Origin of the sequence: Escherichia sp. MOD1-EC5495 (genome assembly GCF_002965965.1) — a bacterium.
Lineage (GTDB): Bacteria > Pseudomonadota > Gammaproteobacteria > Enterobacterales > Enterobacteriaceae > Escherichia > Escherichia ruysiae.
This window is the reverse complement of the sequence record NZ_PTRI01000017.1, coordinates 1-25,608: the sequence shown is the minus strand read 5'-3', so window position 1 is coordinate 25,608 and position 25,608 is coordinate 1. Positions and strand designations below refer to the sequence as shown.

23 protein-coding genes, 1 tRNA gene and 4 pseudogenes are annotated in these 25,608 nt (G+C 48.9%); 14 read left to right on the top strand and 14 right to left on the bottom strand.

Annotated elements, in window-relative coordinates:
• Positions 1 to 13: 13 nt before the first annotated feature.
• From BEG40_RS14740 to pyrL, 4 genes are all read right to left on the bottom strand, one after another.
• A complete protein-coding gene (locus tag BEG40_RS14740) occupies positions 14 to 400 on the bottom strand; it encodes an enamine/imine deaminase (RefSeq protein WP_000047542.1) in 387 nt (128 codons plus the stop codon).
• Positions 401 to 472: 72 nt separating this feature from the next.
• Positions 473 to 934: an aspartate carbamoyltransferase regulatory subunit gene (gene pyrI, locus BEG40_RS14735; protein ID WP_000148581.1), complete on the bottom strand. Its 462-nt coding sequence runs from the start codon at positions 932 to 934 to the stop codon at positions 473 to 475.
• Between the two features lie 12 nt (positions 935 to 946).
• Complete coding sequence (gene pyrB, locus BEG40_RS14730) at positions 947 to 1,882, bottom strand: aspartate carbamoyltransferase (RefSeq protein ID WP_000013052.1); 936 nt, start codon at positions 1,880 to 1,882, stop codon at positions 947 to 949.
• A gap of 2 nt (positions 1,883 to 1,884) precedes the next feature.
• Positions 1,885 to 2,019, bottom strand: a complete 135-nt coding sequence (pyrL, locus tag BEG40_RS14725; RefSeq protein ID WP_001296693.1) for a pyr operon leader peptide — start codon at positions 2,017 to 2,019, stop codon at positions 1,885 to 1,887.
• 260 nt (positions 2,020 to 2,279) lie between these two features.
• Here pyrL and tabA point away from each other — a divergent pair, with 260 nt between their 5' ends.
• Positions 2,280 to 2,732, top strand: coding sequence for a toxin-antitoxin biofilm protein TabA (gene tabA / locus BEG40_RS14720; protein ID WP_105285648.1), 453 nt, complete (start codon positions 2,280 to 2,282; stop codon positions 2,730 to 2,732).
• Positions 2,733 to 2,777: 45 nt separating this feature from the next.
• Here the strand turns inward: tabA and argF are convergent, their stop codons facing one another.
• Positions 2,778 to 3,782: an ornithine carbamoyltransferase gene (gene argF, locus BEG40_RS14715; RefSeq protein WP_000012938.1), complete on the bottom strand. Its 1,005-nt coding sequence runs from the start codon at positions 3,780 to 3,782 to the stop codon at positions 2,778 to 2,780.
• Positions 3,783 to 3,943: 161 nt separating this feature from the next.
• On the opposite strand from argF, the gene rraB reads away from it, so the two are divergent.
• Positions 3,944 to 4,360, top strand: coding sequence for a ribonuclease E inhibitor RraB (gene rraB / locus BEG40_RS14710; protein ID WP_000002947.1), 417 nt, complete (start codon positions 3,944 to 3,946; stop codon positions 4,358 to 4,360).
• 45 nt (positions 4,361 to 4,405) lie between these two features.
• On the opposite strand, the gene BEG40_RS14705 is transcribed toward rraB, so the two are convergent.
• Positions 4,406 to 4,909 (bottom strand): GNAT family N-acetyltransferase, encoded by a 504-nt coding sequence (locus tag BEG40_RS14705; RefSeq protein WP_010353854.1) that lies wholly within the window; start codon positions 4,907 to 4,909, stop codon positions 4,406 to 4,408.
• 192 nt (positions 4,910 to 5,101) lie between these two features.
• On the opposite strand from BEG40_RS14705, the gene BEG40_RS14700 reads away from it, so the two are divergent.
• A complete protein-coding gene (locus BEG40_RS14700; RefSeq protein ID WP_105285647.1) occupies positions 5,102 to 6,289 on the top strand; it encodes a YjgN family protein in 1,188 nt (395 codons plus the stop codon).
• 49 nt (positions 6,290 to 6,338) lie between these two features.
• On the opposite strand, the gene valS is transcribed toward BEG40_RS14700, so the two are convergent.
• The 3 genes from valS to pepA form a co-directional block, all read right to left on the bottom strand.
• On the bottom strand, positions 6,339 to 9,194 hold the full coding sequence (gene valS / locus BEG40_RS14695; RefSeq protein ID WP_105285646.1) for a valine--tRNA ligase: 2,856 nt from the start codon (positions 9,192 to 9,194) through the stop codon (positions 6,339 to 6,341).
• Positions 9,194 to 9,637 (bottom strand): DNA polymerase III subunit chi, encoded by a 444-nt coding sequence (gene holC / locus BEG40_RS14690; RefSeq protein WP_105285645.1) that lies wholly within the window; start codon positions 9,635 to 9,637, stop codon positions 9,194 to 9,196. The genes valS and holC overlap by 1 nt, the downstream gene beginning before the upstream one ends.
• Before the next feature lie 161 nt (positions 9,638 to 9,798).
• Positions 9,799 to 11,310, bottom strand: a complete 1,512-nt coding sequence (gene pepA, locus BEG40_RS14685) for a leucyl aminopeptidase (RefSeq protein ID WP_000397162.1) — start codon at positions 11,308 to 11,310, stop codon at positions 9,799 to 9,801.
• Positions 11,311 to 11,463: 153 nt separating this feature from the next.
• Here pepA and ytgA point away from each other — a divergent pair, with 153 nt between their 5' ends.
• From ytgA to lptG, 3 genes are all read left to right on the top strand, one after another.
• A complete protein-coding gene (ytgA, locus tag BEG40_RS22130; RefSeq protein WP_211180521.1) occupies positions 11,464 to 11,514 on the top strand; it encodes a protein YtgA in 51 nt (16 codons plus the stop codon).
• 62 nt (positions 11,515 to 11,576) lie between these two features.
• Positions 11,577 to 12,677 (top strand): LPS export ABC transporter permease LptF, encoded by a 1,101-nt coding sequence (gene lptF, locus BEG40_RS14680; RefSeq protein WP_000584137.1) that lies wholly within the window; start codon positions 11,577 to 11,579, stop codon positions 12,675 to 12,677.
• A complete protein-coding gene (gene lptG, locus BEG40_RS14675) occupies positions 12,677 to 13,759 on the top strand; it encodes an LPS export ABC transporter permease LptG (RefSeq protein ID WP_010346283.1) in 1,083 nt (360 codons plus the stop codon). Before lptF ends, lptG begins: the two co-directional genes overlap by 1 nt.
• Positions 13,760 to 13,886: 127 nt before the next feature.
• Here lptG and BEG40_RS14670 read toward each other — a convergent pair whose 3' ends face one another.
• Entirely contained in the window at positions 13,887 to 15,389 is a 1,503-nt protein-coding gene (locus BEG40_RS14670; protein WP_105285644.1) for a helicase HerA-like C-terminal domain-containing protein, read from the bottom strand.
• Positions 15,390 to 15,505: 116 nt separating this feature from the next.
• A pseudogene (locus BEG40_RS14665) lies at positions 15,506 to 15,637 on the bottom strand (alcohol dehydrogenase); the annotation flags it as partial.
• Between the two features lie 151 nt (positions 15,638 to 15,788).
• Between BEG40_RS14665 and BEG40_RS14655 the strand changes: the two are divergent.
• The 6 genes and pseudogenes from BEG40_RS14655 to BEG40_RS22125 form a co-directional block, all read left to right on the top strand.
• A tRNA-Leu gene (locus tag BEG40_RS14655) sits at positions 15,789 to 15,873 on the top strand.
• A 110-nt stretch (positions 15,874 to 15,983) separates the two neighbouring features.
• Positions 15,984 to 16,574, top strand: a pseudogene (locus BEG40_RS14650) (DUF4942 domain-containing protein); the annotation flags it as partial.
• A gap of 69 nt (positions 16,575 to 16,643) precedes the next feature.
• On the top strand, positions 16,644 to 17,039 hold the full coding sequence (locus tag BEG40_RS14645; RefSeq protein WP_000152740.1) for a DUF6088 family protein: 396 nt from the start codon (positions 16,644 to 16,646) through the stop codon (positions 17,037 to 17,039).
• Positions 17,032 to 17,979 (top strand): nucleotidyl transferase AbiEii/AbiGii toxin family protein, encoded by a 948-nt coding sequence (locus BEG40_RS14640; RefSeq protein WP_105285642.1) that lies wholly within the window; start codon positions 17,032 to 17,034, stop codon positions 17,977 to 17,979. Before BEG40_RS14645 ends, BEG40_RS14640 begins: the two co-directional genes overlap by 8 nt.
• 283 nt (positions 17,980 to 18,262) lie before the next feature.
• Positions 18,263 to 19,518 (top strand): IS3 family transposase gene (locus tag BEG40_RS14635; protein ID WP_105285641.1). Its coding sequence is split into 2 segments (ribosomal slippage): positions 18,263 to 18,614 and positions 18,614 to 19,518, totalling 1,257 coding nucleotides; the frame shifts between segments, so codons are not numbered across the junction.
• Between the two features lie 129 nt (positions 19,519 to 19,647).
• Positions 19,648 to 19,906 (top strand): annotated as a pseudogene (locus tag BEG40_RS22125) (endonuclease domain-containing protein); the annotation flags it as partial.
• 91 nt (positions 19,907 to 19,997) lie between these two features.
• On the opposite strand, the gene dcm reads toward BEG40_RS22125, so the two are convergent.
• Together dcm and BEG40_RS14620 are read right to left on the bottom strand one after the other, a co-directional pair.
• On the bottom strand, positions 19,998 to 21,230 hold the full coding sequence (dcm, locus tag BEG40_RS14625) for a DNA (cytosine-5-)-methyltransferase (RefSeq protein ID WP_105285640.1): 1,233 nt from the start codon (positions 21,228 to 21,230) through the stop codon (positions 19,998 to 20,000).
• An 80-nt stretch (positions 21,231 to 21,310) separates the two neighbouring features.
• Entirely contained in the window at positions 21,311 to 22,030 is a 720-nt protein-coding gene (locus tag BEG40_RS14620; RefSeq protein WP_105285639.1) for an Eco47II family restriction endonuclease, read from the bottom strand.
• Positions 22,031 to 22,423: 393 nt separating this feature from the next.
• Between BEG40_RS14620 and BEG40_RS14605 the strand changes: the two are divergent.
• Together BEG40_RS14605 and BEG40_RS14600 are read left to right on the top strand one after the other, a co-directional pair.
• Positions 22,424 to 22,728 (top strand): annotated as a pseudogene (locus BEG40_RS14605) (integrase core domain-containing protein); the annotation flags it as partial.
• Between the two features lie 13 nt (positions 22,729 to 22,741).
• A complete protein-coding gene (locus tag BEG40_RS14600; protein ID WP_105285679.1) occupies positions 22,742 to 23,623 on the top strand; it encodes an AAA domain-containing protein in 882 nt (293 codons plus the stop codon).
• A 239-nt stretch (positions 23,624 to 23,862) separates the two neighbouring features.
• On the opposite strand, the gene argG is transcribed toward BEG40_RS14600, so the two are convergent.
• Positions 23,863 to 25,206, bottom strand: a complete 1,344-nt coding sequence (gene argG, locus BEG40_RS14595; RefSeq protein WP_000207675.1) for an argininosuccinate synthase — start codon at positions 25,204 to 25,206, stop codon at positions 23,863 to 23,865.
• Between the last annotated feature and the right edge of the window lie 402 nt (positions 25,207 to 25,608).

Sequence of the window (25,608 nt, the reverse complement as noted above, 5' to 3'; positions counted from 1 at the left end):
TTTCTGACAGAGATTAGCGACGAACAGCGATCGCTTCGATCTCAATCTTCACGTCTTTCGGCAGACGGGCAACTTCAACGCAAGAACGTGCCGGGAAGGTAGCGTTGTGTTCGGTGAAGAAGGCTTCGTAAGTCGCATTTACGGTTGCGAAGTCGTTCAGATCTTTCACAAACACGGTGGTTTTAACGATGTCGCCCACTTTCAGGCCAGCCGCTTCCACGATCGCTTTCACGTTATCCAGTGACTGACGCGCTTGTGCTGCTACGTCTGCCGGTACTTCGCCAGTTTTCGGGTTTACCGGGATCTGACCGGAGGTGATGATCATACTGCCCAGATCAACGCCCTGAACATAAGGTCCGATAGCTGCCGGTGCATTTTCCGTAGCGATAGTTTTGCTCATGATTTCTCCTTTATTACAGCGGTAAAAAGTCTGGCTCATTATAGGGAGCCAGACTTTTATTACCAACCGCAATTAATTGGCCAGCACCACATTATGGGAAAACTCTTTTTCGCAGTATTTGCATTTGAGCGCGATGTCATTGGCGCGTTTTCGCACTGCAAAGCTGGAAGAAACCGGTTCGGCATGGCTGATACAGTTGCTGTTCGGGCAGACCAGCACATTGTCGATGCGCTCCGGCAGGCTGGGGCGCGATTTACCAACCACTTCATAATTGTCGATACGATTTACTGTGGCTTGCGGTGCGTACAGCGCCAGTTGGTCTACCTGATCTTCACTCAAAAAGGTATTTTCGATCTTGATCAGATCTTTGCGCCCCATCTCGCCAGAAGGCAGGTTCAGACCGATGGTGATACGCTGATCCGTTTCGGTCAGCTTGAACAGACTCAACAGCTTAAAACCGATTTGGGCGGGGATATGGTCAATTACCGTGCCGCGTTTAATAGCTTCAACCTGCAATTTATTATCGTGTGTCATCTCAATTTCCCCTTACAGTACCAGATCGCGATTCAGAACCAGTGCCAGTAACGCCTGGCGAGCGAAAATACCGTTGCCTGCTTGCTGGAAGTACCAGGCGTGCGGCGTTTTATCGACATCCGTTGCAATTTCATCAATACGCGGCAGCGGATGCAGCACTTTCATATTGGCTTTGGCGTTGTGAAGGTCGCTGGCGCGCAGGACAAACTGCGCTTTTACGTTAGCGTATTCGGACGGATCCAGGCGTTCTTTTTGCACGCGGGTCATATACAGAATGTCCACTTCCGCCATCACTTCTTCAATGGAACTATGCAGGCTCCAGGCGATACCTTTTTCATCAAGCATGTCCAGAATGTACTGCGGCATTGCCAGCGCGTCCGGCGCGATGAAGTAAAAACGGTTGCCGTCGAACTTCGCTAACGCCTGAGTCAGGGAGTGAACGGTGCGACCATATTTCAGGTCGCCGACCATTGCGACGCGAAGATTGTCCAGACGTCCCTGGGTTTCCTGAATGGTGAACAGATCCAGCAAGGTTTGCGTCGGATGTTGGTTGGAACCATCACCGGCGTTCAGCACCGGCACATTGCCGGAAAACTCAGTCGCCAGGCGCGCCGCGCCTTCCTGCGGATGGCGCATCACAATTGCATCGACGTAAGTGCTGATAACCGAGATGGTATCAGCCAGCGTTTCACCTTTTTTTCCCAGTGAGGTGTTTGCGCTGTCAGAGAATCCCACCACACTAGCGCCCAGGCGGTGCATTGAGGTTTCGAAAGAGAGGCGGGTGCGGGTTGATGCTTCGAAGAAGCAACTGGCAATCACTTTATGTTTCAACAACTCTGGTTGCGGGTTTGCTTTCAGTTTCGCCGCTGTCGCCAGCACCAGATTAAGGTCATCGCGACTAAGGTCATTTATGGAAATGATATGTTTTTGATATAGCGGATTAGCCATGTTTATCTCCTGACGCCTGGGCAAAAAAAAGCCCCTCGATTGAGGGGCTGGGAATGGGTGATCAACGGGAAGAAAAACGGCAGGCCAGCGTCTTTTTTCAGACGCGGTAAGACAAAATGTCGAACACACTGAACCATACATCCTCCCGGCAAATTGTCCGGCATTATACTCAGCCAGAAAGTGGGATCAAGAGATTAATGCAAGAAATTCCCCAGGTAAACGATTGTTGTGAATTTATATGCTTCAAATTTGAATTTATAACGAAATGAATTTGGGGGGAATGTGGGTGGAAAAATATGCGCTGGCGCAATCAGGCGGCAAAAAATGCTGGTATGGCAGTAAGGAATTACGTATAACAAGAGAAATGAAACGATGTTTTAATTGAGGGAATGAAAAAATGATCATCGGAAATATTCATAATCTCCAGCAATGGTTACCGGAAGAGTTACGCCAGGCGATTGAGTATATTAAAGCGCACGCTACGGCAGAAACGCCAAAAGGTAAGCACGACATCGAAGGCAACCGCCTGTTTTATCTTATCTCTGAAGATATGACCGAGCCGAATGAAGCACGCCGTGCGGAGTACCATGCCCGCTATCTCGATATTCAGATTGTACTAAAAGGGCAGGAAGGCATGACCTTCAGCACACAACCTGCGGGCACGCCGGATACCGATTGGTTAGCCGATAAAGACATCGCCTTTTTGCCAGAAGGTGTTGAGGAGAAAACAGTTATCCTCAATGAAGGCGACTTTGTCGTGTTCTATCCGGGTGAAGTACACAAGCCACTGTGCGCAGTGGGCGAGCCAGCCCAGGTTCGCAAAGCGGTTGTGAAAATGCTGATGGCGTAAGTGGATTATGCTGGAGGCGACGTTACGCCGCCTCCGGTACTGGCGTTATTGGGCGAGCGTCGCAACCATTACCGCTTTGATGGTATGCATGCGGTTTTCCGCCTGATCAAAAACAATACTGGCGGCAGATTCAAAGACCTCATCCGTCACTTCCATCCCACCGTGCAGGCCAAACTCTTCTGCCATCTTTTTACCTAGCGTCGTTTGGTCGTCATGAAACGCGGGCAGGCAGTGCAGAAACTTGACGTCTGGATTACCGGTCAACTGCATCATTTTGCTATTCACCTGATAATCACGCAGCAATGCAATACGTTCTGCCCATTTCTCTTTCGCTTCCCCCATCGACACCCACACATCGGTGTAAATAAAGTCGGCCCCTTTAACGCCTGCTGCGATATCTTCTGTCAGCGTAATATTCCCGCCATTTTGCTGCGCCAGGGCGCGGCATTCCGTAACCAGCGAAGCTTCCGGCCAGCACGCTTGTGGCGCTACCAGGCGTAAATCCAGACCGGTCAACGCCGCAGCTTCCAGCATTGAGTTACCCATGTTGTTGCGTGCATCTCCGGCATAAACCAGCGTCATCTCATTGAAAGCTTTACCTGGTAAATGCTCCTGCATGGTCAGCAGATCCGCCAGAAGCTGTGTAGGATGAAACTCATTGGTCAGGCCGTTCCATACCGGCACACCTGCATATTCCGCCAGCGTTTCGACAATCTCCTGACCATAGCCGCGATACTGAATACCGTCATACATGCGACCAAGTACGCGGGCGGTATCTTTAATCGACTCTTTATGGCCAATCTGGCTGCCGCTGGGGCCGAGATAAGTGACACGTGCGCCCTGGTCATATGCGGCAACTTCGAAAGAGCATCGGGTACGAGTCGAGTCTTTTTCGAAGATGAGCGCGATATTTTTACCTGTGAGTCTGGCTTCTTCTTTACCGCTTTTCTTATCGGCTTTCAGCTTCGCAGCTAATTGCAGCAGGCTGTTGAGTTCAGCTGGCGTGAAATCGAGTAATTTCAGGAAATGTTTATGATAAAACCCGGACATAGATCCCTCCAGTGGCTAACGCTGTAATGAATTAAAATTCAATTTATATGGATGATTATTCATTTGCAAGCCTAAAACATAAATCTTTGTCACAAAGGTGGAGGCAATGTCAGTGGTGTGTGACAATAAGAGTATCGGCAGGACATTAAGAGGAATGAGCCATGGCAAACCCGGAACAACTGGAAGAACAGCGTGAAGAAACGCGTTTGATTATTGAAGAATTACTGGAAGATGGCAGCGATCCGGACGCGCTGTACACCATCGAACATCACCTTTCCGCAGACGATCTGGAAACCCTGGAAAAAGCAGCGGTTGAAGCGTTTAAACTCGGTTACGAAGTGACCGATCCGGAAGAGCTGGAAGTGGAAGATGGCGATATCGTAATTTGCTGTGACATCCTCAGCGAATGCGCGTTGAATGCCGATCTTATCGACGCCCAGGTTGAGCAATTGATGAACCTGGCAGAGAAATTCGACGTTGAATACGACGGTTGGGGCACTTACTTTGAAGATCCTAACGGCGAAGATGGCGACGATGAAGATTATGTCGACGAAGACGATGACGGTGTTCGTCACTAATTAATTGATTAAAATGCCCGCTAGTACACACTAGCGGGCATTTTTTTAGAGTTTACGCAGCATCCGCACTTCACAATCGACATGGCCCGTGCAACCAAGTGCGTAATCGATATGTTGAAAACCTAAATGTTCATACAAACCAATCGCTTCTTTTAAAAAAGCGGTCGTTTCCAGATAGCAGCGTTTGAAGCCCATTTCTCGCGCCTGCTCCATCGCCATTAAGGCCAGTTTTTTCGCCAGTCCTTTACCGCGAATAGCAGGAAGAAAATACATCTTTTGCAGTTCGCAAATGTCCGATTCACTACCTGCTAATGGCGCAATCCCGCCGCCGCCCACCACTTCGCCATTGTGTTCAACTACCCAATACGCATGACCAGGCTGACTATACACTTGATACAATTCGTCGAGATTGGGATCGGCGACGGTGTAGCCTTTATCAGCGGTAAGACCGTATTCTGCGGATACCTGGCGGATGACGCTGGCGATGGCGGGATTATCGGCGGCAGTAAGTTTGCGCAAACGGAGCGCGGGAGAAGCGACAACATTCATAGCATAGCTCAATTTCAAATGTATGATTTATAGCTCACTTTAATACCACCCTCGCTTATGCGGTGCAAGAAGAAGATAAATCAGAAAATATTAAGCATATATCTCTTTGAGAAAGCGTATTCTAGGCGTACCAGTATCAATTTACTGGGATTATTATCTATATGAATGGAATTTATTTTAGGGATATGATTCATGAATGGTGTAACCGTCGGGAAAGATAAATCTCGTCACTCATTTGTTTTTACAGGCAAAGGTGGTGAGTATTTTCTTATTTGTCTTGTGAATTTTTTACTGACAATTATTACTCTGGGAATATATGGGCCGTGGGCATTGGTGAAGTGCCGTCGTTATATTTATCAACATGTGACACTCAATGGGCAACCATTTAGTTATAAGGGAACTGGTGGTGCCATTTTCGTTAGCATGTTCCTTATTATGGTCGTTTATCTTCTCAGTATTTCTTGTTTTTCAGGCCAGCACTTTGTTCTTGGTTTTCTCCTGTTTGCTCTCTTGATCTGCGGTATTCCTTGCATGGCAGTGAAGAGTCTGCAATATCAGGCGAACATGACCTCACTGAATGGCATTCGCTTTGGCTTTAACTGCTCGATGCTCCGTGCATGGTGGGTCATGTTAGGTCTGCCTGTTCTGTTGGCGTTAGCTTTTTGGTTCGCACTGTATCTTATTGCGCAAGTGACGACATCGATAGGAGGATTATTCTTTAACTTAGTCGCGTTAAGTTTGCTTTCTGCCATCGGGCTGGGTGTTGTCCATGGTATAACCTATAGTAAATGGATGCCATTGCTGGGTAATAATGCAACTTTTGGCATTAATAAATTTTCTATTCAGGTAAACGTAAAAGAATGCATTAAAGGATGTACACTCGCAATATTAACTATGGCTCCTTTCATCATTGTGATTGGTATTATGATTGCGCCAGTATTCCAGCAGTTAATAATGATGAGCATGTTGGGGCAGTCTGATGCAGGAGGTGAGCTTGTATTGCAATATTACCCGCAGATTACGGCTTCCTACTTCCTGTATTTTGTTGCGATTCTTGTGTTTTCCAGTTATCTCTATGTCACGTTACGCAATCTGTTTCTGAATAATTTAACGCTGGCAAATGGAACAATTCGTTTTCATTCGTCCATTACCACGTTCGCTATGCTTCTGCGCATGTTTGCAGTATTAATGGGAGCCTCAATCACCTGTGGCCTGGCTTACCCCTGGTTGAAAATGTGGATGATTAGCTGGATTGCCAACAATACCCACGTTCAGGGTGACCTTGATTCGCTGGAGTTAACCAATGATGACAAACCGCAGGATAGCGGTCCGTTAATGTGGATTTCTCGCGGTATTATGCCGTATGTTCCGTTTATCTAAATAAAAAGGCCGGAGTATGATCCGGCCTTCGTTTTCTTTACTGCATTGATTACAGTGCAGCGATAACAGCCTGCTGTTCAATCAGCTTCGCTTTCGCTTCTGCATAGCCTTCCAGCTTCTCACGCTCTTTAGCGATGACCGCTTCCGGTGCGCGGGCGACAAAGCCTTCGTTCGCCAGCTTGTTCTCGATACGGCTGATTTCACCTTCAATCTTCGCCACTTCTTTCGCCAGACGCGCCAGCTCATCTTCTTTGTTGATGAGGCCTGCCATCGGGATCAGCAACTCTGCGCCGTCGACGATCTTAGTAACGGAAACCGGACCTTTGTCATCGGCAGGCAGCACGGTGATGCTTTCCAGACGCGCCAGCGTTTGCAGGAAGCCACGGTTTTCATTCACGCGACGCTCTGCATCCGCACTGCAACCACGCAGCAGCAGCTCCAGCGGTTTGCCCGGGGCGATGTTCATTTCCGCACGGATGTTACGTACCGCAACGATCGCTTGTTTCAGCCACTCGGTATCGGCCAGTGCGGCTTCATCAACCTGAGATGCATCGTACTGCGGGAACGGCTGCAGCATGATGGTGTCAGCGGTGATGCCGCAAAGCACTTTTACGCGCTGCCAGATAGTTTCGGTGATGAACGGAATGATCGGATGCGCAAGGCGCAGCAGACCTTCCAGCACGGTCACCAGCGTATGGCGAGTACCACGCAGTTCGGCTTCGGTGCCACCGTTCATTACCGGCTTGGTCAGCTCCAGATACCAGTCACAGAACTGGTTCCAGGTGAATTCATACAGAATGCCAGCAGCGATATCGAAGCGGAAGCTATCCAGTGCTTCGCGGTATGCTTTGATGGTCTGGTTGAACTCCGCCAGAATCCAGCGATCCGCCAGCGACAGCGTCATTTCGCCGCCGTTGAAGCCGCAATCCTGACCTTCTGTGTTCATCAGCACAAAGCGGCTGGCGTTCCACAGTTTGTTACAGAAGTTACGGTAACCTTCCAGACGCTTCATATCCCAGTTGATGTCACGACCAGTAGAAGCCAGCGCCGCCAGGGTGAAGCGCAGGGCGTCAGTACCGTGCGGCTCAATGCCGTTCGGGAACTGCTTCTCGGTGCGCTTACGGATTTTGTCCGCCAGCTGCGGCTGCATCATGTTGCCGGTACGTTTTTCCAGCAGTTCAGGCAGCGAAATACCGTCGACCATATCCAGCGGGTCAATAACGTTACCCTTGGATTTGGACATCTTCTGGCCTTCGTCGTCACGAATCAGGCCGGTCATGTAAACAGTGTGGAACGGCACCTGCGGTTTGCCATTTTCATCTTTGATGAAGTGCATGGTCATCATGATCATGCGGGCAATCCAGAAGAAGATGATGTCGAAGCCAGAAACCATCACGCTGGTCGGGTGGAACTGACGCAGGGCGTCGGTGTTTTCCGGCCAGCCAAGAGTAGAGAAGGTCCACAGCGCGGAAGAGAACCAGGTGTCGAGAACGTCTTCGTCCTGACGCAGCGCGACGTCCGCGCTCAGGTTGTTTTCCTGACGCACTTCATCTTCGTTGCGGCCAACATAAACGTTACCCGCTTCGTCGTACCATGCCGGGATACGGTGACCCCACCACAGCTGACGAGAGATACACCAGTCCTGAATATCGCGCATCCAGGAGAAGTACATGTTTTCGTACTGCTTCGGTACGAACTGAATGTCGCCGTTCTCAACTGCTTCAACCGCCGGTTTCGCCAGCACGTTGGCACGAACGTACCACTGGTCGGTCAGCATCGGTTCGATAACCACGCCGCCACGGTCGCCGTAAGGAACGGTCAGGTCGTGCGGTTTAATTTCTTCCAGCAGGCCGAGTGCGTCAACCGCAGCAACGACTGCTTTACGCGCAGCAAAACGTTCCAGTTTCTGGAACTCTGCCGGGATTTCGCTGGAATAAACGTCGGATTCGTTGCCTTTGGTATCGAACACCTGGGCGCTTTCACGGATATCACCATCAAAGGTCAGAATGTTGATCATCGGCAGGGCGTGACGTTTACCCACTTCATAGTCGTTAAAGTCGTGCGCTGGAGTAATCTTCACGCAGCCGGTGCCTTTTTCCATGTCGGCGTGTTCGTCGCCAACGATCGGAATACGGCGGTTAACCAGCGGCAGAATGACATATTTGCCAATCAGATCTTTATAACGCGGATCTTCCGGGTTAACGGCCACGCCGGTGTCGCCCAGCAGGGTTTCCGGGCGAGTGGTCGCAACCACCAGATAATCTTTACCGTCTGCGGTTTCCGCGCCGTCAGCCAGCGGATAGCGGATATGCCACATTGAGCCTTTCGACTCGCGGTTTTCCACTTCCAGGTCAGAGATGGCGGTACGCAGTTTCGGATCCCAGTTTACCAGGCGTTTACCACGGTAAATCAGATCTTCTTTATACAGACGAACGAAAACTTCTTTCACCGCATTGGACAGACCTTCGTCCATGGTGAAGCGTTCACGCTCCCAGTCTACGGAGTTGCCAAGACGACGCATCTGACGGGTAATGGTGCCGCCGGATTCTGCTTTCCATTCCCAGATTTTGTCGATGAAGGCTTCGCGGCCATAGTCGTGACGGGTTTTACCTTCTTCTGCGGCAATCTTGCGCTCAACGACCATCTGGGTAGCGATCCCGGCGTGGTCAGTACCGACCTGCCACAGGGTGTTTTTACCCTGCATACGCTGATAGCGGATCATGGTATCCATGATGGTTTGCTGGAAGGCGTGACCCATATGCAAACTGCCGGTGACGTTCGGCGGCGGGATCATGATGCAGAAACTTTCCTGGCTTTCATCGCCATTAGGCTTAAAGTAGCCCTGCTTTTCCCAGTGCTCGTAAAGCGGCTGTTCGATATCTTGTGGGTTATATGTCTTTTCCATTATTTCCAGGTTGCCGTATTCAGGTTGAAACCAGCCACGCGGTAGGCTTTATAGCGTTCGCGCGCCAGTTGTTTCAGAGAATCTTCATAAGGAACGAAGTCTACCACTTCTGTGAAAGCGGTGGCAAAATCTGCAAAGCTTGTTCGCAGACTAATCAATATATCGCGCGGGCTGCTGCTACGTTTTTGCGGCCAAGCGATCTCCACCGGCGCACCGCCGCGCGGTCCTTCTCCCGCTAAATTGTGCGGAACAAAACTTTCTGCCGGACGCGCCCACAGGGATTCATCCAGCCGGTAAGCCTGCTTTTCATCTTCACAGGCGATGAGCACGCGCTTACCGCTGCGCCAACGTTCTGCGGCAATTTCACACACCAGTTGCTCAACGGCGCTTAAGCCATCGACGGTGGTGTCATTGTCCAGAAGGTAGAACGTTGCGTTTTTCATATATGGGGCTTCTTGTGGTGGATTTAAATACGCCTCAGGCATACACAACATGGCCTGATGCGACGCTGTCGCGTCTTATCAGGCCTACGAGTTCGGTGCTCTGTGTAGGTCGGATAAGGCGTTCACGCCGCATCCGACAATAACAGCATTGCCTGATGCAATTACTCTTCGCCGTTAAACCCGGCGCGGTTTAACAGGAACTGTGCCAGCAACGCTACCGGACGACCGGTTGCGCCTTTTGCTTTTCCAGAACGCCATGCGGTTCCCGCGATATCCAGGTGCGCCCAGTTGTACTTACGGGTAAAGCGCGACAGGAAGCAACCTGCGGTAATCGCCCCGCCAGGACGCCCGCCAATGTTCGCCATATCAGCAAAATTGGATTCCAGCTGTTCCTGATACTCATCACCCAGCGGTAAACGCCATGCGCGGTCGCCAGACTGTTCAGACGCGGCAATCAGCTCATGGGCCAGCGGATTATGGTTCGCCATCAGGCCGGTGATGTGATGACCCAGCGCGATTACGCAGGCTCCGGTCAACGTCGCTACGTCAATTACCGCTTCCGGCTCAAAACGCTCAACGTAAGTTAACACATCGCACAGCACCAGACGGCCTTCGGCGTCGGTGTTTAGTACTTCAACGGTTTGACCGGACATGGTGGTTAACACATCACCCGGACGATAGGCACGACCGCCTGGCATGTTTTCGCACCCTGCCAGAACGCCGATAACGTTAATCGGCAGTTGCAGCTCCGCGACCATCCGCATCACGCCGTAAACCGCCGCCGCGCCGCACATATCGTACTTCATCTCATCCATGCCTTCTGAAGGCTTGATCGAGATACCGCCGGAGTCGAAGGTTAAACCTTTACCCACCAGCACAATCGGGCGCGCATCTTCTGACGCATTACCTTTGTACTCAATCACCGACATCAGCGATTCGTTTTGTGAACCCTGACCAACTGCCAGATAGGAGTGCATCCCCAGCTCTTTCATCTGCTGTTCGCCGATAACGCGGGTGATGACATTCTTGCTGTAGCTGTCAGCCAACTGGCGCGCCTGAGAGGCGAGGTAAGCAGCGTTACAGATATTCGGTGGCATATTGCCGAGATCTTTCGCGGCTTTGATCCCGGCAGCAATCGCCAGACCGTGCTGGATCGCGCGCTCACCGCTGGTCAGTTCGCGGCGGGTCGGCACGTTGAAGACCATCTTACGCAGCGGACGACGCGGCTCGGTCTTGTTTGTTTTCAGCTGGTCAAAGCTGTAGAGCGTCTCTTTTGCCGTCTCGACCGCCTGACGCACTTTCCAGTAGTTGTTGCGACCTTTGACGTGCAGCTCGGTCAGGAAACAGACCGCTTCCATTGAACCAGTATCATTCAGTGTATTAATGGTTTTCTGAATAACCTGCTTGTACTGACGCTCATCCAGCTCACGTTCTTTGCCGCAACCAATAAGGAGGATGCGCTCGGAGAGCACATTTGGCACATGGTGCAGCAACAGGGTCTGCCCCGGTTTTCCTTCCAGTTCGCCCCGACGCAGCAGGGCGCTGATGTACCCATCACTGATCTTATCGAGCTGTTCTGCAATCGGAGAAAGGCGACGTGGTTCGAAGACGCCCACGACGATGCAGGCACTCCGCTGTTTCTCCGGGCTACCGCTTTTTACACTAAACTCCATGCACTACGCTCCTGAATCTTAAAGACAACGGCGGTGGCTACAGATAGAATTGCAAGCTTTCGTAACTCATGTCCGCTGTTGCGATGACTTCGTGTTAATCTTAACGTTATTACGGCATTGGCACGTCAGAACAAAATCTGAGAGGTGAATCCGTTGAGTATAATTATCTTAGCGACGATTTCGACGACTCAAGAGAATAAATGACGTTTAAGCCATGAAACAAGCTAAAATCCTGCAAAAGACGAGTTTTTACGGGCGTATTTAAAGTGATAATCATAAGATATCTGGTTCGGGAGACGCTCAAAAGCCAGCTGGCGATACTCTTCATCTTGCTTTTGATCTTCTTCTGTCAAAAGTTAGTGAGGATACTCGGCGCAGCGGTTGACGGCGACATTCCGGCGAACCTGGTGCTCTCCCTTCTCGGGTTGGGCGTGCCGGAAATGGCGCAGCTTATCCTGCCATTAAGCCTGTTCCTCGGGCTGCTGATGACGTTGGGTAAACTGTATACCGAAAGTGAAATTACGGTAATGCATGCCTGCGGCCTGAGCAAAGCGGTTCTGGTGAAAGCGGCAATGGTTCTCGCGGTGTTCACGGCGATTGTCGCGGCGGTTAACGTCATGTGGGCGGGGCCGTGGTCATCGCGTCATCAGGATGAGGTGTTAGCCGAAGCGAAAGCTAACCCTGGCATGGCTGCGCTGGCGCAAGGGCAATTCCAGCAAGCGACCAATGGCAGCTCGGTGCTGTTCATCGAAAGCGTTGACGGCAGCGATTTCAAAGATGTGTTCCTCGCGCAAATTCGACCAAAAGGTAATGCACGACCTTCTGTGGTGGTGGCCGATTCCGGACATTTAACTCAGTTGCGGGATGGCTCTCAGGTGGTGACTCTCAACCAGGGAACGCGTTTCGAAGGCACTGCACTATTACGTGATTTCCGCATTACTGACTTCCAGGATTATCAGGCGATCATTGGTCACCAGGCGGTGGCGCTCGACCCGAACGATACCGACCAGATGGACATGCGCACGTTGTGGAACACCGACACCGATCGCGCCCGTGCGGAGCTAAACTGGCGTATCACGCTGGTATTCACCGTGTTTATGATGGCGTTGATGGTCGTACCGCTGAGTGTGGTTAACCCACGTCAGGGACGCGTACTGTCGATGCTGCCTGCGATGCTGCTGTATCTGCTTTTCTTCCTGATCCAGACCTCCCTGAAATCGAACGGCGGCAAAGGTAAGCTGGACCCGACGCTGTGGATGTGGACTGTTAACCTGATTTATCTGGCTTTGGCGATTGTTCTCAACCTTTGGGACACCGTGCCGGTCCGCCGCCTGCGCGCCAGTTTTTCGCGTAAAGGAGCGGTGTGATGCAACCTTTTGGCGTACTTGACCGCTATATCGGTAAAACTATTTTCACCACCATCATGATGACGCTGTTCATGCTGGTGTCGCTCTCCGGCATTATCAAATTTGTCGATCAGCTGAAAAAAGCCGGGCAGGGGAGTTACGACGCGTTAGGCGCAGGAATGTATACCCTGCTGAGCGTGCCGAAAGATGTGCAAATCTTCTTCCCGATGGCGGCTCTGCTGGGGGCGTTGCTGGGTCTTGGGATGCTGGCGCAGCGCAGCGAACTGGTGGTGATGCAGGCTTCTGGTTTTACCCGTATGCAGGTGGCGTTGTCGGTAATGAAAACCGCCATTCCGCTGGTCTTGCTGACGATGGCGATTGGCGAATGGGTCGCACCGCAGGGCGAGCAGATGGCACGTAACTACCGTGCACAGGCGATGTACGGCGGCTCGTTGCTCTCTACCCAGCAAGGTTTATGGGCTAAAGATGGCAATAATTTTGTCTATATTGAGCGGGTAAAAGGTGACGAAGAGTTAGGGGGTATCAGTATTTATGCCTTTAACGAAAATCGTCGTCTGCAATCTGTGCGCTATGCCGCTTCCGCTAAGTTTGATCCTGAACATAAAGTCTGGCGTCTGTCGCAGGTTGATGAATCTGACCTGACTAATCCAAAACAAATCACCGGTTCACAGACCGTGAGTGGCACCTGGAAAACCAACCTCACTCCAGACAAACTGGGCGTGGTGGCGCTGGACCCGGATGCACTCTCCATCAGCGGTTTGCACAACTATGTGAAGTATCTGAAGTCGAGCGGTCAGGACGCCGGACGTTATCAGCTCAACATGTGGAGCAAAATCTTCCAGCCGCTATCCGTGGCGGTGATGATGCTGATGGCTCTGTCGTTCATCTTCGGCCCACTGCGTAGCGTGCCGATGGGCGTGCGCGTGGTTACTGGTATCAGCTTCGGTTTTGTGTTCTATGTACTGGATCAGATCTTCGGCCCGCTGACGTTGGTTTACGGCATCCCGCCGATCATCGGCGCACTGTTGCCAAGTGCAAGTTTCTTCTTAATCAGCCTGTGGCTGTTAATGAGAAAATCGTAACCAGATGAGTGAAGAAAGGGAGCGAAAGCTCCCTTTCAGATTTTTGATAAAGTCAAATACGAGCTCGATCGGTCCCCTCGCCCCTTTGGGGAGAGGGCTAGGGTGAGGGGCACAGACAGCACCTTACTTACCTTTTTCTCCCTCCCAGCAAGCTCCCCAGCACACCGCGTATAATTTGGTTCGTGACCTGGCGGGCGGCACTTTTCGCCATAGTCTGTACTACGCCATCTTTCTTTCCGCCACGCGGTCCGGTAGTGCCAAACAAAATGTCCTTTAACCCACCGAGAATACCGTCATCCACAGCCATCTCTTTTCCTTTGGCTGGTGGATTATTTTGCTGTTCGGTACTGGTTTGCACTCCTTTTTGCAGCATCTCATAGGCAGATTCCCGATCCACGTCATCTTCATACTTGCCATATACCGGCGAGTGATTAATCAGGCCGTTACGCTCATCTTCCGTCACCGGTCCCATCCGTGAACAAGGTGCAATCACCATTGCACGCTCCACCACAGAAGGACTACCTTTCGCATCCAGAAATGAGATCAACGCTTCGCCGGTTCCCAGCTCCTGGATTGCCTTTTCTGTATCAAACGCTGGATTGGGTCGCATGGTTTGCGCTGCCGTCTTCACTGCTTTCTGGTCTTTCGGCGTAAAGGCGCGCAGAGCGTGTTGAACGCGATTCCCCAACTGCCCGAGTACGTTGTCGGGTATATCCGAAGGGTTTTGCGAGACAAACCAGACGCCCACGCCTTTCGAGCGGATAAGCCGTATTACCTGCTCAATTTTATCCAGCAGCACTTGCGGTGCATCGTTAAACAACAGATGCGCTTCGTCGAAGAAAAAGACGAGTTTCGGTTTATCCAGATCCCCCGCTTCCGGCAGTTGCTCATACAGCTCAGAAAGCATCCACAGCAGACTGGCAGCGTACAGTTTTGGCATCTGGTAGAGCTTTTCGGCGCTAAGGATATTGATAACGCCTTTACCGTTAGCATCGGTACGCATCCAGTCTTTGATATCCAGCATCGGCTCGCCAAAGAAATGCGTCGCTCCTTGCTGCTCCAGCGACAGTAATCCGCGCTGGATTGCACCAACAGATGCGTTACTGATATTGCCATACTGATTCTGGAATGATTTTGCGTTATCACCGATGTACTGGGTAATGGCTCGAAGATCCTTAAAGTCGAGCAACAACAGTCCCTGATCGTCAGCAATGCGGAAGATGATATCCAGCACGCCAGTTTGCACGTCGTTGAGATTCAACAAACGCGCCAGCAACAACGGCCCGAGATCCGATACCGTTGCCCGCACTGGATGACCTTTCTCACCAAAAATATCCCATACCACCACTGGATTCGCATGTGGTTGCCAGTCGTTGACGCCGATACCTTTCAACCGAGCGAGCAGTTTTTCCGAGGTCGTACCTTCCTGTGCAACCCCGGTCAAATCGCCTTTCACATCGGCCATAAACACGGGTACACCGATTTCTGACAGTGATTCCGCTAGTTTTTGCAGCGTGACAGTTTTACCCGTCCCCGTTGCACCAGTAATCAGCCCGTGACGGTTAGCCATAGCGGGTAATAAAAACAGTTCCGTGTCAGGCGTGCGTGCAATTAAAAGTGGTTCGCTCATGAGATTTCCTCCAGTTCCCTGCCTGGAGTATAGGCACGGTTGAAAAGTTTTCACCACTAAATTCAGCCGATTGCGAGATGTCTTAAAGGCCGGGCAGAATCGACCTGATAAAGGGATTAGAAGTCGGCTTTCAGGACCACGCGGCAGCGCGCCTTACCGTCACGTACATGCTGGATGGCATCGTTAATTTTCGACATTGGGAACAGTTCGGTTGTTGGTGCGACTTTGCTGCGGGAAGTGTAGAGCATGGTCGGCAGGTGCCTGGAGTGTGACAGAGGTTACACATCGTGGAATACAATGCCGAAATTTTCAGCACTTAGCGAGGCAGGCGTAAGCTGGCGCTTGCATGGCGGCGCATGACAGGTATAATCCACAACGTTTTCCGCATACCTCTTCAGTGCCGAAGTGGCGAAATCGGTAGACGCAGTTGATTCAAAATCAACCGTAGAAATACGTGCCGGTTCGAGTCCGGCCTTCGGCACCAAAAGTATGTAAATAGACCTCAACTGAGGTCTTTTTTTATGCCTGAAATCCGCGCTACACAAGGCTTTTCCAGCTTTTCTCCTCAACTGAAGTCAACCTGACTCAACCCACATCACCCGCAATATCGATCGCAGCATCTGGCGCGATCTCATGCTGAAGTCCGGGATGTTGACTCTGATGGATGCCGAAGCCCGCAGTCAGTGGGCAAATAACCTGGAGGAGGGCGATCTTCCGGCGATTAGCGAAGCCAACATCCTGAGTACCTTTGAACAACTCCACAACAACAAGCAGGACGTTTTCGAACGTGGGATTATCAATGTATTTAAGGGATTGAGCTGGGATTACAAAACCAATAATCCCTGTTATTTCGGTAAGAAGATTATCGTTAACAATCTGGTGAAGCATGACAGATGGGGCTACAGCCTGAACTGGGGCTGGCGAGGAGATCAACTCGCCGATCTGGAACGGATGTTCTATCTGCTGGATGGGAAGACCATTCCCGATAACCGGCATGATGTTTCGATTCGGTTTATGGACTTCGTTAGTGCTCACCCGCATGAGCAGGTATTTGATGACGATTTATTTGTCATCCGCTATTACCAGAAAGGCAGTGGGCATATCACTTTCAAACGTTTGGATCTGGTGGATAAGATGAATGACATTGTGGCGAAGCACTATCCGTCAGCGTTATCAGCAAAATGAATGTCGTATGTTTGCTATCTAAAATGTCGTATTTTTGCTACTCTTTATGCAATGACTCAGGAGGCGAATATGACGATAAAAGCACGCATTCAGTCACGACTGAAACGTTCTAAACGTTACGTATTTACTCGTGACGACTTTAAAGATATTGCAGGCTACGATCAGGTTGGTCGGGTATTGCGCGATCTTGTCAGGGAAGGGCAACTGTTGAAGGTTGGTTATGGCGTATATACCAAAGCACGGCGGAACAGTATTACAGGTAAGGTAATGCCAGCGGCTCCCGGAGGCTCTTCAGCGGTGATTGTCGAAACGCTGGAACGCCTGAAAGTACGCTATCGTTTTGCTGGTGCAACGCAGGCATACAACAGCGGTACTTCTACGCAGATCCCAGCTTCACCGGAGATAAAAACCCCCCGGCGTTTTAAACGCGTATTATCTGTAGGGAACAGCAGATTAAATGGATGATTTAACCACTCTTTTTTCTGAAGTGGCTGACGCGCTTGGTATTGAGTCTGTCGCAATTGTGGAAAAAGATCACTATATCGTTGAGCTTTTGCAATTACTTAAACCTCTGGTGTTCGATACTCATCAATTGGTGTTTGCCGGAGGAACAGCTCTGGCAAAATCAGGTGTCGCACTTAATCGCATGTCGGAAGATGTGGATATCAAACTGGTGCCTAAGGATGCATTTCAGACACTTTCCCGCACTCAGCGAAAAAATACCCGTAAAGAAATTTTTCAGGCAGTTTCCAGTGCAATAGCTTCATCGGGTGTGTTCAATTTTGATGATGATTACCCAAAAGTGACGCGGGATGAATATCGCTATAATGACATACCTGTTCGTTATCCACAGCGAGTGGTGCAGGCACCTTGTTTGCGTCCTTTTATCCGACTGGAACTGATGGAAGCGAAGTTACTGGAGCCTTCTGAATTACGGGATATTCATTCACTGGTAACAGGGATCACGGGAAAAGCGGCTATTGTTTCAGCGTTTCCATGCGCAACTATCATTAGCACACAGGCTGAAAAGCTGGTGGCGATGTTACGTCGTACTGCGGCAGTTGTGCGAGATGTTGAGCGATTTGATGATGCATCGCTGGTACGTCATATCTACGATACAAACTGTATTGTTGAGACGAGTCATGTTGATATGAGTCTGCTCGTTGATTTTGTTCAACAAACTATTGAGCAGGACATTCAGCGTTACGGCAACCAGTACCCGCAGTTTTGCGCGTGTCCAGTTGATGAGTTAAAAATGGGACTGGATGAGTTGGCGAACAATCCTCTCTACCAGATGCGCTATCAGCAGTTTGTTTCTCCAATGGTGTATGGAGAGCGAAAGATCACATGGGATGAGGCTTACTCCAGGTTTAGGAGCTTAGCGTTATCCATCCTGAATACTTGATATGCAGCATTTGTCTTTACTTGAAATTCCGATAAACATTGTGAAGCGTTAAAGTACCGACTGATTATTCAGGTTGTTGATTTCTCAGAGAATCGCGCTGAGTATACAAAGTGATTTTTGGGTTAATAAATCACATTAATTTCAATGAATTATGTTTGAAAGAGCTGTGCGGCCTTCGCACCACATCGTATGCACATCAAGTCGCTCAAGGGCGGCTTTTTTTGTGTCTATGACCCGTCCTGAATAGTGTTGACACGTTCCAGACTTAAATCCGGAGAACGTGATGATGACTGAGTTCAAACGCACCCAACGTGATTATCCTCTATCCTTTAAAATAGCTGTTGTTGAGCAGGTTGAAAAAGGCGAGATGACCTATAAACAGGCCCAGCAGCGGTATGGCATTCAGGGGCGCTCCACCGTTCTTGTCTGGTTGCGTAAATATGGCCAGCTTGACTGGAGTCCCGGACTTCCTGATCTGGTGAAGAGGAAACTGCCTGTGACTCAGACAACTATCCCGCTCACACCCGAGCAAAGAATCAGGGAACTTGAAGAGCAGCTTGAGCTGGCGAACCAGAAAGCTGAGTTTTTTGAGTCGGTTATCAATGTCCTGAAAAATGATTACGGGGTGAGTATCGTAAAAAAGCGGCCCGGCAAGTCCTCGCGCAAAGTTCGGCCCCAAAAATAACTGTTACGCGTGCATGTCAGTTCCTGGGGCACAGCAGACAGGCATGGTATCAGGACAACGCAAGGCGCAGAAAACGCCAGGAACATCATGCTCAGGTTCTTGATTTTGTTGCCCGTATCAGATGTCGTCAGCCTCGAATCGGTGCGCGTAAACTGCACTATCTGCTGAATACTCAGGCCGATAAAAGGCTGAATATCGGACGAGACCGCCTGTTTAACCTGCTGGATGAATACCGGCTCCTGGTGCCAGTAAAACGGGCATATCACAAAACCACCAACAGCCATCACCGCTTTTACCGGCATCCCAATCTGCTGAAACACGACCCGGAGCAGGTTACCGCCCTTGTGCCAGAGCAGGTCTGGGTTGCCGACATTACTTACCTTCCCCTGCTCAGCGGCATGGCTTATCTGAGTCTGGTCACTGATGCCTGCTCCAGAAAAATCATGGGTTACCATGTCGGGGAAAATCTGCAGACAGAAAATGTGGTAAAAGCGTTCAGACAGGCTCTGAGGCGAAGAAAAACGACAGGTCCTCTGGTACATCACTCTGACAGAGGGTTGCAATACTGTTCAGCTCTTTATCAGTCAGTCCATGAGAAAAACGGAATAACCTGTTCAATGACTGATGGTTATGACTGCTACCAGAACGCACTGGCTGAGCGAATAAACGGTATCCTGAAAAATGAGTTTTTACTCTCGCGTCCTGCAGACCTGATGCAGGCCCGGGAAATGGTAAAAGAGTCCGTGACAATTTATAACTGTGAGCGGCCACATCTGGCTCTGAAATACAAAACGCCCGATGACGTTCATCAGGCGTTTTACAGACAGAAAAGTGTCAACTTATATCAGGACTAGTCATTAACTTATTGATGGCGAGTGCCTCTGCTTGTATTTCCCGGTTAGATAATAGTAAAAGCTTATAAACTAACGGACAGTAAACTATTAATAAAAGCGAAAGGGGGCTATCTGGAATACCTCGGCAACATGCCGCTGCCTGAACAGATTACAAATGTCGCTGTATTCGAAGATGTGTATCGTTTCCTGTTGAATGGTTCCGGCGGTTGGAGTTGCGCCGTACTGATGAGGCTGCTGTCCGCGTCTTCCTTTAGAATTATCGATATCGCCATTGTGATGCAATAGGTAAACCGCAGCGCCTCATGTCTTCCGTGTGCCGGATCATTGCTATCGAACCAGGCACCAACGTGCTGTAGTACATCGTTCTGCTAATGATGCGGAGAGGGGAGATGTATCGTAAGAATTATTTTGCAATAAATCTAACGAATCCAACATAGGGTAAGAATAAAAGGGTAGGCCATGAAACCTACCCAGTATGGTTATCTTTTATTTATCTTATCTAAAAGATGTACCACAGATTTGCCAACAGCAAATGACAGATTAACAGGAACAGCATTTCCTATTTGCTTATATTTCGCTGACATTGGGCCTTCAAATACCCAGTCATCGGGGAAGGTCTGTATTCTTGCATACTCACGCACAGTTAATGGTCTTGTTTCTTCTGGGTGGCAACGCTCTGTTTGTTTCTGTGCTGGGGCACATGTTAATGTTAGGCTTGGTTCATCCCATGACAAGCGACGAGCCATACCAGTTTTGCCCCCTCCTAAGTAAAAACTCTTGAGCATGTATTCTTTTTGAATATCTTCTGGAAGATCTCTCCAATAGCCACCGGGAGGAACCATACTTAGGATCTCTGCTTTTCTTTTGGGATATTTTTGTCCCTCAGATTCTGGCACGTCGCTATCGTACAACTCTCCCTTTTTTAATGCATCTTTAAGGGTTAATATTTTATTGTAAGAAGAAGGCCACTCATAATCGATGCCATCAGCAAGATCATTTCTTACAGCTACAATGATCAAACGCTCGCGTTTTTGCGGCACTTTGTAGAAAATAGCCTTAAGTACTCTCGGCTCAAATAAAGTGTAGCCCAAGTCTGTGATAATATTTTTTATTGTTTCTAAAGTTCGTCCATCATCATGATTTAGCAACCCTCGAACATTCTCTGCTAAAAGAACTTTCGGATTGATTTCTTTAGCGGCTCGGGCGAATTCAAAGAAAAGGGTGCCCCGTGTATCTTCAAAACCAAGTTTTTTGCCTGCATAAGAGAATGCCTGGCAAGGAAAGCCACCAGCCAGCACATCAACGGTATTCCTATAAGGTGTGAAGTCTACTTGGCTCACATCACCTTCAACCACATTCCATTCAGGCCTATTTTTTCGTAACGTCTTACAAGCATGGGAGTCAATTTCATTTAGTAAAACAGATTTTAAACCGGCTTTTTCTAAACCTAAAGCCATCCCCCCTGCGCCAGCAAATAACTCTAATACAGTATAAACATTATTGCTTATTTTAGTCTCATCAGACCACTGGCTTTTAAATAAAAACTGAGCTTGTTCAAAATTTTTAAGTTGCTCTTTTTTATAAAATCGATAGTTGTTTTCGTCATTTCTTTGAGAAACTAATTTTCCAGCAGTATCCCAACGCCTTAAAGTTTCTTTTGAAACGCCCAAAATGTCTGCAACTTCTGAAAGTGAAAACTCTTCCTTTAACATATTTAGTAACCATGCCAACATTAGTCATGGTTACTACTGTATGGGTTTACATGTACTTTGTCAAACGTTGATCATGGTTATTAGCCGTAAGCGAGCCCAAAATACTTAATAAAACTATCTTTATCAGGGATGGAAAAGCCTTGCTGCCCAAAACGTTCGCTCAAAATATACTCAATTGCGTGAGGAAGAGCACTATGGAGTTCTTGCAGAGCATCTGGTCTGCCAGTGACAAGCTCATAGAAACTCGCACCATCAATGATTCGAATGTTAGGGTTCGAAGGACACTGAGTACCGCTACCTTTATTGGAAGGGGTAAAAGGGATGTCATATCTGATAGGTTTACGAGGGATTATATTAACAAAGTACGCGCAGTAATCCTTAAATCGGCTATGTTTCGGTGATACCAACTCATCTAAACCTTTATACTTATCTGCTAAATCCCCGCCAGTAACCGTTGAGTATTTATTTTTCACCTCAGCGATGATTTTTCTTTCTTCGTTGAGAAGATCAACGATGCCACCAATACCCATATCCCGCCATCCTTCAACATGGCCGAGGATTTTTTGGTGAAAAGTACCAACATGATTTTGAATGGTTTTCTGCTGTTGTCGTGCTAGTTCGGAGTTTCGCCACTCTTCATGGGATGAGAACCCCGGAGCTTCAAAAAGTGCGCCAAAAGGGTCAATAACATTGCTGGTAAAAGTCTTCTCAGCAGCGTCTTTTTTCTTTTTAGCTTTCGTTAATAAGGTTTCAACTTCGTTAAAAAGATCTTCATCACTGATATATTCAAGTAATGACATAGTTGTCTCTCCATCATTCTTTATAATTCAATAAATTTTTCGCGTAATAACCTTTGGGGACTATTGCGGTTGCGGCTAATTACACGACAGCTCTCAAAAACGACACTGGAGCAAGTTTTCTAATCATAACGATTACAGACATAGATTAAAACGATCAATAAGCACTTAAAGAGCGGATGTTTGTTGTGGCGGGATCTGAATGGTTTGTGCTGAGGATTCGAGCAATATGTTACAGGGATAGAGGATTTGAAGTGGTTTACTGAATTTGGCCACCTGAAAAGAGGTGATATGCTCACCTCAGAACAACACAGGTGCACAAATGAAAAGAAGAAATTTTAGTCCTGAATTCAAATGCGAATCCGCTCAACTGGTTGTTGACCAGAACTATACAGTGGCAGTCATTATACGAGCAGGCAGTTCCGGCAGTTACTGTGGCGATACCGGATCAGGCAGAGTATGAGCCGGCGCGGAAACTGCTGGGATAACAGCCCAATGGAACGCTTCTTCAGGAGTCTGAAGAACGAATGGATGCCGGTGGTGGGTTACGTAAGCTTCAGCGAGGCAGCTCACGCCATAACGGACTATATCGTTGGATATTACAGCGCACTAAGACCGCACGAATATAACGGTGGGTTACCCCCAAACGAATCGGAAAATCGATACTGGAAAACTCTAACTCGGTGGCCAGTTTTTGTTGACCACTACAAACCGTTGTATAAAGTCGTTGTCATTGTGACGCCATTTTCGGCACAGGTTAATGCCATCAAGACGTCATTGCGTAAGCTGGAGATTAATTGCAGTGACGAAGATGATTCGCTGACCGTGGGAACTGTGCATTCCTTGCAGGGGGCGGAGAGGGCGATAGTTCTTTTCTCTACGGTCTATTCAAAACATGAGGATGGGCGGTTTATTGATAGCAATAGCAGCATCCTCAATGTCGCAGTCTCGCGTGCGAAAGATAGTTTTCTGGTTTTTGGGGATATGGACCTTATTGAGATGCAGCCGGCTTCCTCGCCGCGAGGATTACTGGCTACATATCTGTTTGCTTCAGACAACAATGCGTTGCAATTTGAGTTTCAGAAACGACAAGATTTAAGTTCCGCAAATGCACAAATTTCAACGCTGCATGGTGTGGAGCAGCATGATGCATTTTTGAATAAGGCTCTTGCCGGGGCTCAAAAGAAAATAACGATCATTTCTCCCTGGTTATCCTGGCAAAAAGTGGAGCAAACCGGGTTTCTGGCGTCAATGGCTCTGGCCCGTTCCCGGGGCATTGATATTACCGTGGTGACGGATAAAAACTGCAATATAGCGCATGTCGATGATGGTAAGCGTCAGGAGAAACGACATCTGCTGAATGATGCTGTTGAAAAGCTCAATAATATGGGTATCGCTACGAAATTGGTTAATCGTGTCCACAGCAAAATTGTGATTGAGGATGAAGAGCTGCTGTGCGTCGGATCTTTTAACTGGTTCAGTGCCGCGCGGGAAGATAAATATCAACGATACGATACGTCTTTGGTGTACCGTGGCGAAGGCGTAAAAAATGAAATAAAGGCAATATATAGCAGTCTGGAGCAGCGTCAGCTATAAGTGCGAAGATCGGTTCCTGACACAGGATGACGTAATAATGTCATCGGTGAAATCGATAAAGAGAATATTTTACTCATATGAAGGCGACTATAAGATTTATTGCGAGTCGCCTTCCCTATTTTCAATCTCATTGTTTATCTCATCTTTCATCTTTGCATAATGCGCATGGCATTATAAGAAAAGATTTTACAGAGGAAATCCAGATAACCCCGCCCTTGATGGGCAGGGTTAACGTCGAATTACTGGCCTTTGTTTTCCAGATTCTCAACCTGCGGTACGCCTGAAGCTGCAGAAGATGAGAGCAGACCCGTTTTGGCATAACCGAAAAGTTTCTCGCGAGTATCGGTGATATCCAGGTTGCGCATGGTCAGTTGACCAATACGATCATCTGGCGAGAACACCGAGTCACCTTTTTCCATCGTCAGACGTTCTGGTTTGTAAGTCAGATTGTCAGAGACGGTATTAAGGATGGAGTAATCATTCCCGCGACGCAGCTCCAGGGTAACTTCACCTGTAATCTGGCTGGCAACCCAGCGTTGCAGAGAGTCACGTAGCATCAATGCCTGGGAATCGAACCAACGTCCCTGGTACAACAGACGACCCAACTGACGACCATGCGCGTGATACTGCTCGATGGTGTCTTCGTTGTGAATACCTGTCAGCAGACGTTCATAAGCGATATGCAACAGCGCCATCCCCGGAGCTTCGTAGATACCACGGCTTTTCGCTTCGATGATACGGTTTTCGATTTGGTCGCTCATGCCCAGGCCGTGACGACCGCCGATGCGGTTGGCTTCCAGCATCATTTCCACATCATCGCTAAAGGTTTTGCCATTCAGCGCCACCGGATGACCCTGTTCGAAACGTACCGTGACTTCTTCTGCCGGGATCTTCACACTCTCATCCCAGAATTTCACACCCATAATCGGGTTGACGATTTTGACGCTGGAATTGAGATATTCCAGATCTTTCGCTTCGTGCGTGGCACCAAGCATGTTGGAGTCGGTGGAGTAGGCTTTCTCGACGGACATTTTGTAGTCGAAACCGCAGGCAATCATAAATTCAGACATTTCATGACGACCGCCTAACTCATCAATAAAGTCAGTATCAAGCCACGGTTTGTAAATTTGCAGTTCCGCGTTGGTCAGCAGGCCGTAACGATAGAAACGTTCGATATCGTTTCCTTTATAGGTGCTGCCATCACCCCAGATGTTAACGCCGTCTTCTTTCATGGCAGCAACCAGCATGGTGCCAGTCACGGCGCGACCCAGCGGCGTGGTGTTAAAATAGGTCAGGCCGCCAGTGGTGTTATGGAAAGCACCACACTGAATAGCGGCAATGCCTTCGGCCACCAGTTGTTTGCGGCAGTCGATTAGACGAGCGTTCTCCGCGCCGTATTCCATAGCACGACGAGGGATCGCATCATAATCCTCTTCGTCTGGCTGACCCAAATTTGCAGTATATGCATAAGGGACAGCTCCCTTTTGTCGCATCCACAGCAGTGCGGCACTGGTGTCCAGACCGCCAGAAAAAGCGATGCCAATACGTTGACCTACCGGGAGATGCTTGAGAATCGTCGTCATAAAATAACACCCTGCTTGATTAACTGATGATGAGCCTGGATTTCCGCTCTCACTGAATTTTTATGCAAAATAAATGAGTTTTCATTTAATCATCTTTTATCGGAGACCGGAAGAGTTTAGTGCGTTTTTTGTAAAATAATGCGTTTAAGAGAAGTAAGGTGAGGTAGAAATTATTCAATCAATGAAAGTGAACTGGATATCCATTCACGTGAGTAGCAATAAATGTTGACAAAATGTGGCGTGGATCACTATAATGACCGCAGATTTTACGTCCCGTCTCGGTACACCAAATCCCAGCAGTATTTGCATTTTTTACTCAAAACGAGTAGAATTTGCCACGTTTCAGGCGCGGGGTGGAGCAGCCTGGTAGCTCGTCGGGCTCATAACCCGAAGGTCGTCGGT

What these genes read in the sequence shown, in the direction of transcription:
- BEG40_RS14740 (WP_000047542.1), bottom strand. Translation starts at nt 400, where the DNA reads ATGAGCAAAACTATCGCTACGGAAAATGCACCGGCAGCTATCGGACCT.
- pyrI (WP_000148581.1), bottom strand. Translation starts at nt 934, where the DNA reads ATGACACACGATAATAAATTGCAGGTTGAAGCTATTAAACGCGGCACG.
- pyrB (WP_000013052.1), bottom strand. Translation starts at nt 1,882, where the DNA reads ATGGCTAATCCGCTATATCAAAAACATATCATTTCCATAAATGACCTT.
- pyrL (WP_001296693.1), bottom strand. Translation starts at nt 2,019, where the DNA reads ATGGTTCAGTGTGTTCGACATTTTGTCTTACCGCGTCTGAAAAAAGAC.
- tabA (WP_105285648.1), top strand. Translation starts at nt 2,280, where the DNA reads ATGATCATCGGAAATATTCATAATCTCCAGCAATGGTTACCGGAAGAG.
- argF (WP_000012938.1), bottom strand. Translation starts at nt 3,782, where the DNA reads ATGTCCGGGTTTTATCATAAACATTTCCTGAAATTACTCGATTTCACG.
- rraB (WP_000002947.1), top strand. Translation starts at nt 3,944, where the DNA reads ATGGCAAACCCGGAACAACTGGAAGAACAGCGTGAAGAAACGCGTTTG.
- BEG40_RS14705 (WP_010353854.1), bottom strand. Translation starts at nt 4,909, where the DNA reads ATGAATGTTGTCGCTTCTCCCGCGCTCCGTTTGCGCAAACTTACTGCC.
- BEG40_RS14700 (WP_105285647.1), top strand. Translation starts at nt 5,102, where the DNA reads ATGAATGGTGTAACCGTCGGGAAAGATAAATCTCGTCACTCATTTGTT.
- valS (WP_105285646.1), bottom strand. Translation starts at nt 9,194, where the DNA reads ATGGAAAAGACATATAACCCACAAGATATCGAACAGCCGCTTTACGAG.
- holC (WP_105285645.1), bottom strand. Translation starts at nt 9,637, where the DNA reads ATGAAAAACGCAACGTTCTACCTTCTGGACAATGACACCACCGTCGAT.
- pepA (WP_000397162.1), bottom strand. Translation starts at nt 11,310, where the DNA reads ATGGAGTTTAGTGTAAAAAGCGGTAGCCCGGAGAAACAGCGGAGTGCC.
- lptG (WP_010346283.1), top strand. Translation starts at nt 12,677, where the DNA reads ATGCAACCTTTTGGCGTACTTGACCGCTATATCGGTAAAACTATTTTC.
- BEG40_RS14670 (WP_105285644.1), bottom strand. Translation starts at nt 15,389, where the DNA reads ATGAGCGAACCACTTTTAATTGCACGCACGCCTGACACGGAACTGTTT.
- BEG40_RS14645 (WP_000152740.1), top strand. Translation starts at nt 16,644, where the DNA reads ATGACGATAAAAGCACGCATTCAGTCACGACTGAAACGTTCTAAACGT.
- BEG40_RS14640 (WP_105285642.1), top strand. Translation starts at nt 17,032, where the DNA reads ATGGATGATTTAACCACTCTTTTTTCTGAAGTGGCTGACGCGCTTGGT.
- dcm (WP_105285640.1), bottom strand. Translation starts at nt 21,230, where the DNA reads ATGTTAAAGGAAGAGTTTTCACTTTCAGAAGTTGCAGACATTTTGGGC.
- BEG40_RS14620 (WP_105285639.1), bottom strand. Translation starts at nt 22,030, where the DNA reads ATGTCATTACTTGAATATATCAGTGATGAAGATCTTTTTAACGAAGTT.
- argG (WP_000207675.1), bottom strand. Translation starts at nt 25,206, where the DNA reads ATGACGACGATTCTCAAGCATCTCCCGGTAGGTCAACGTATTGGCATC.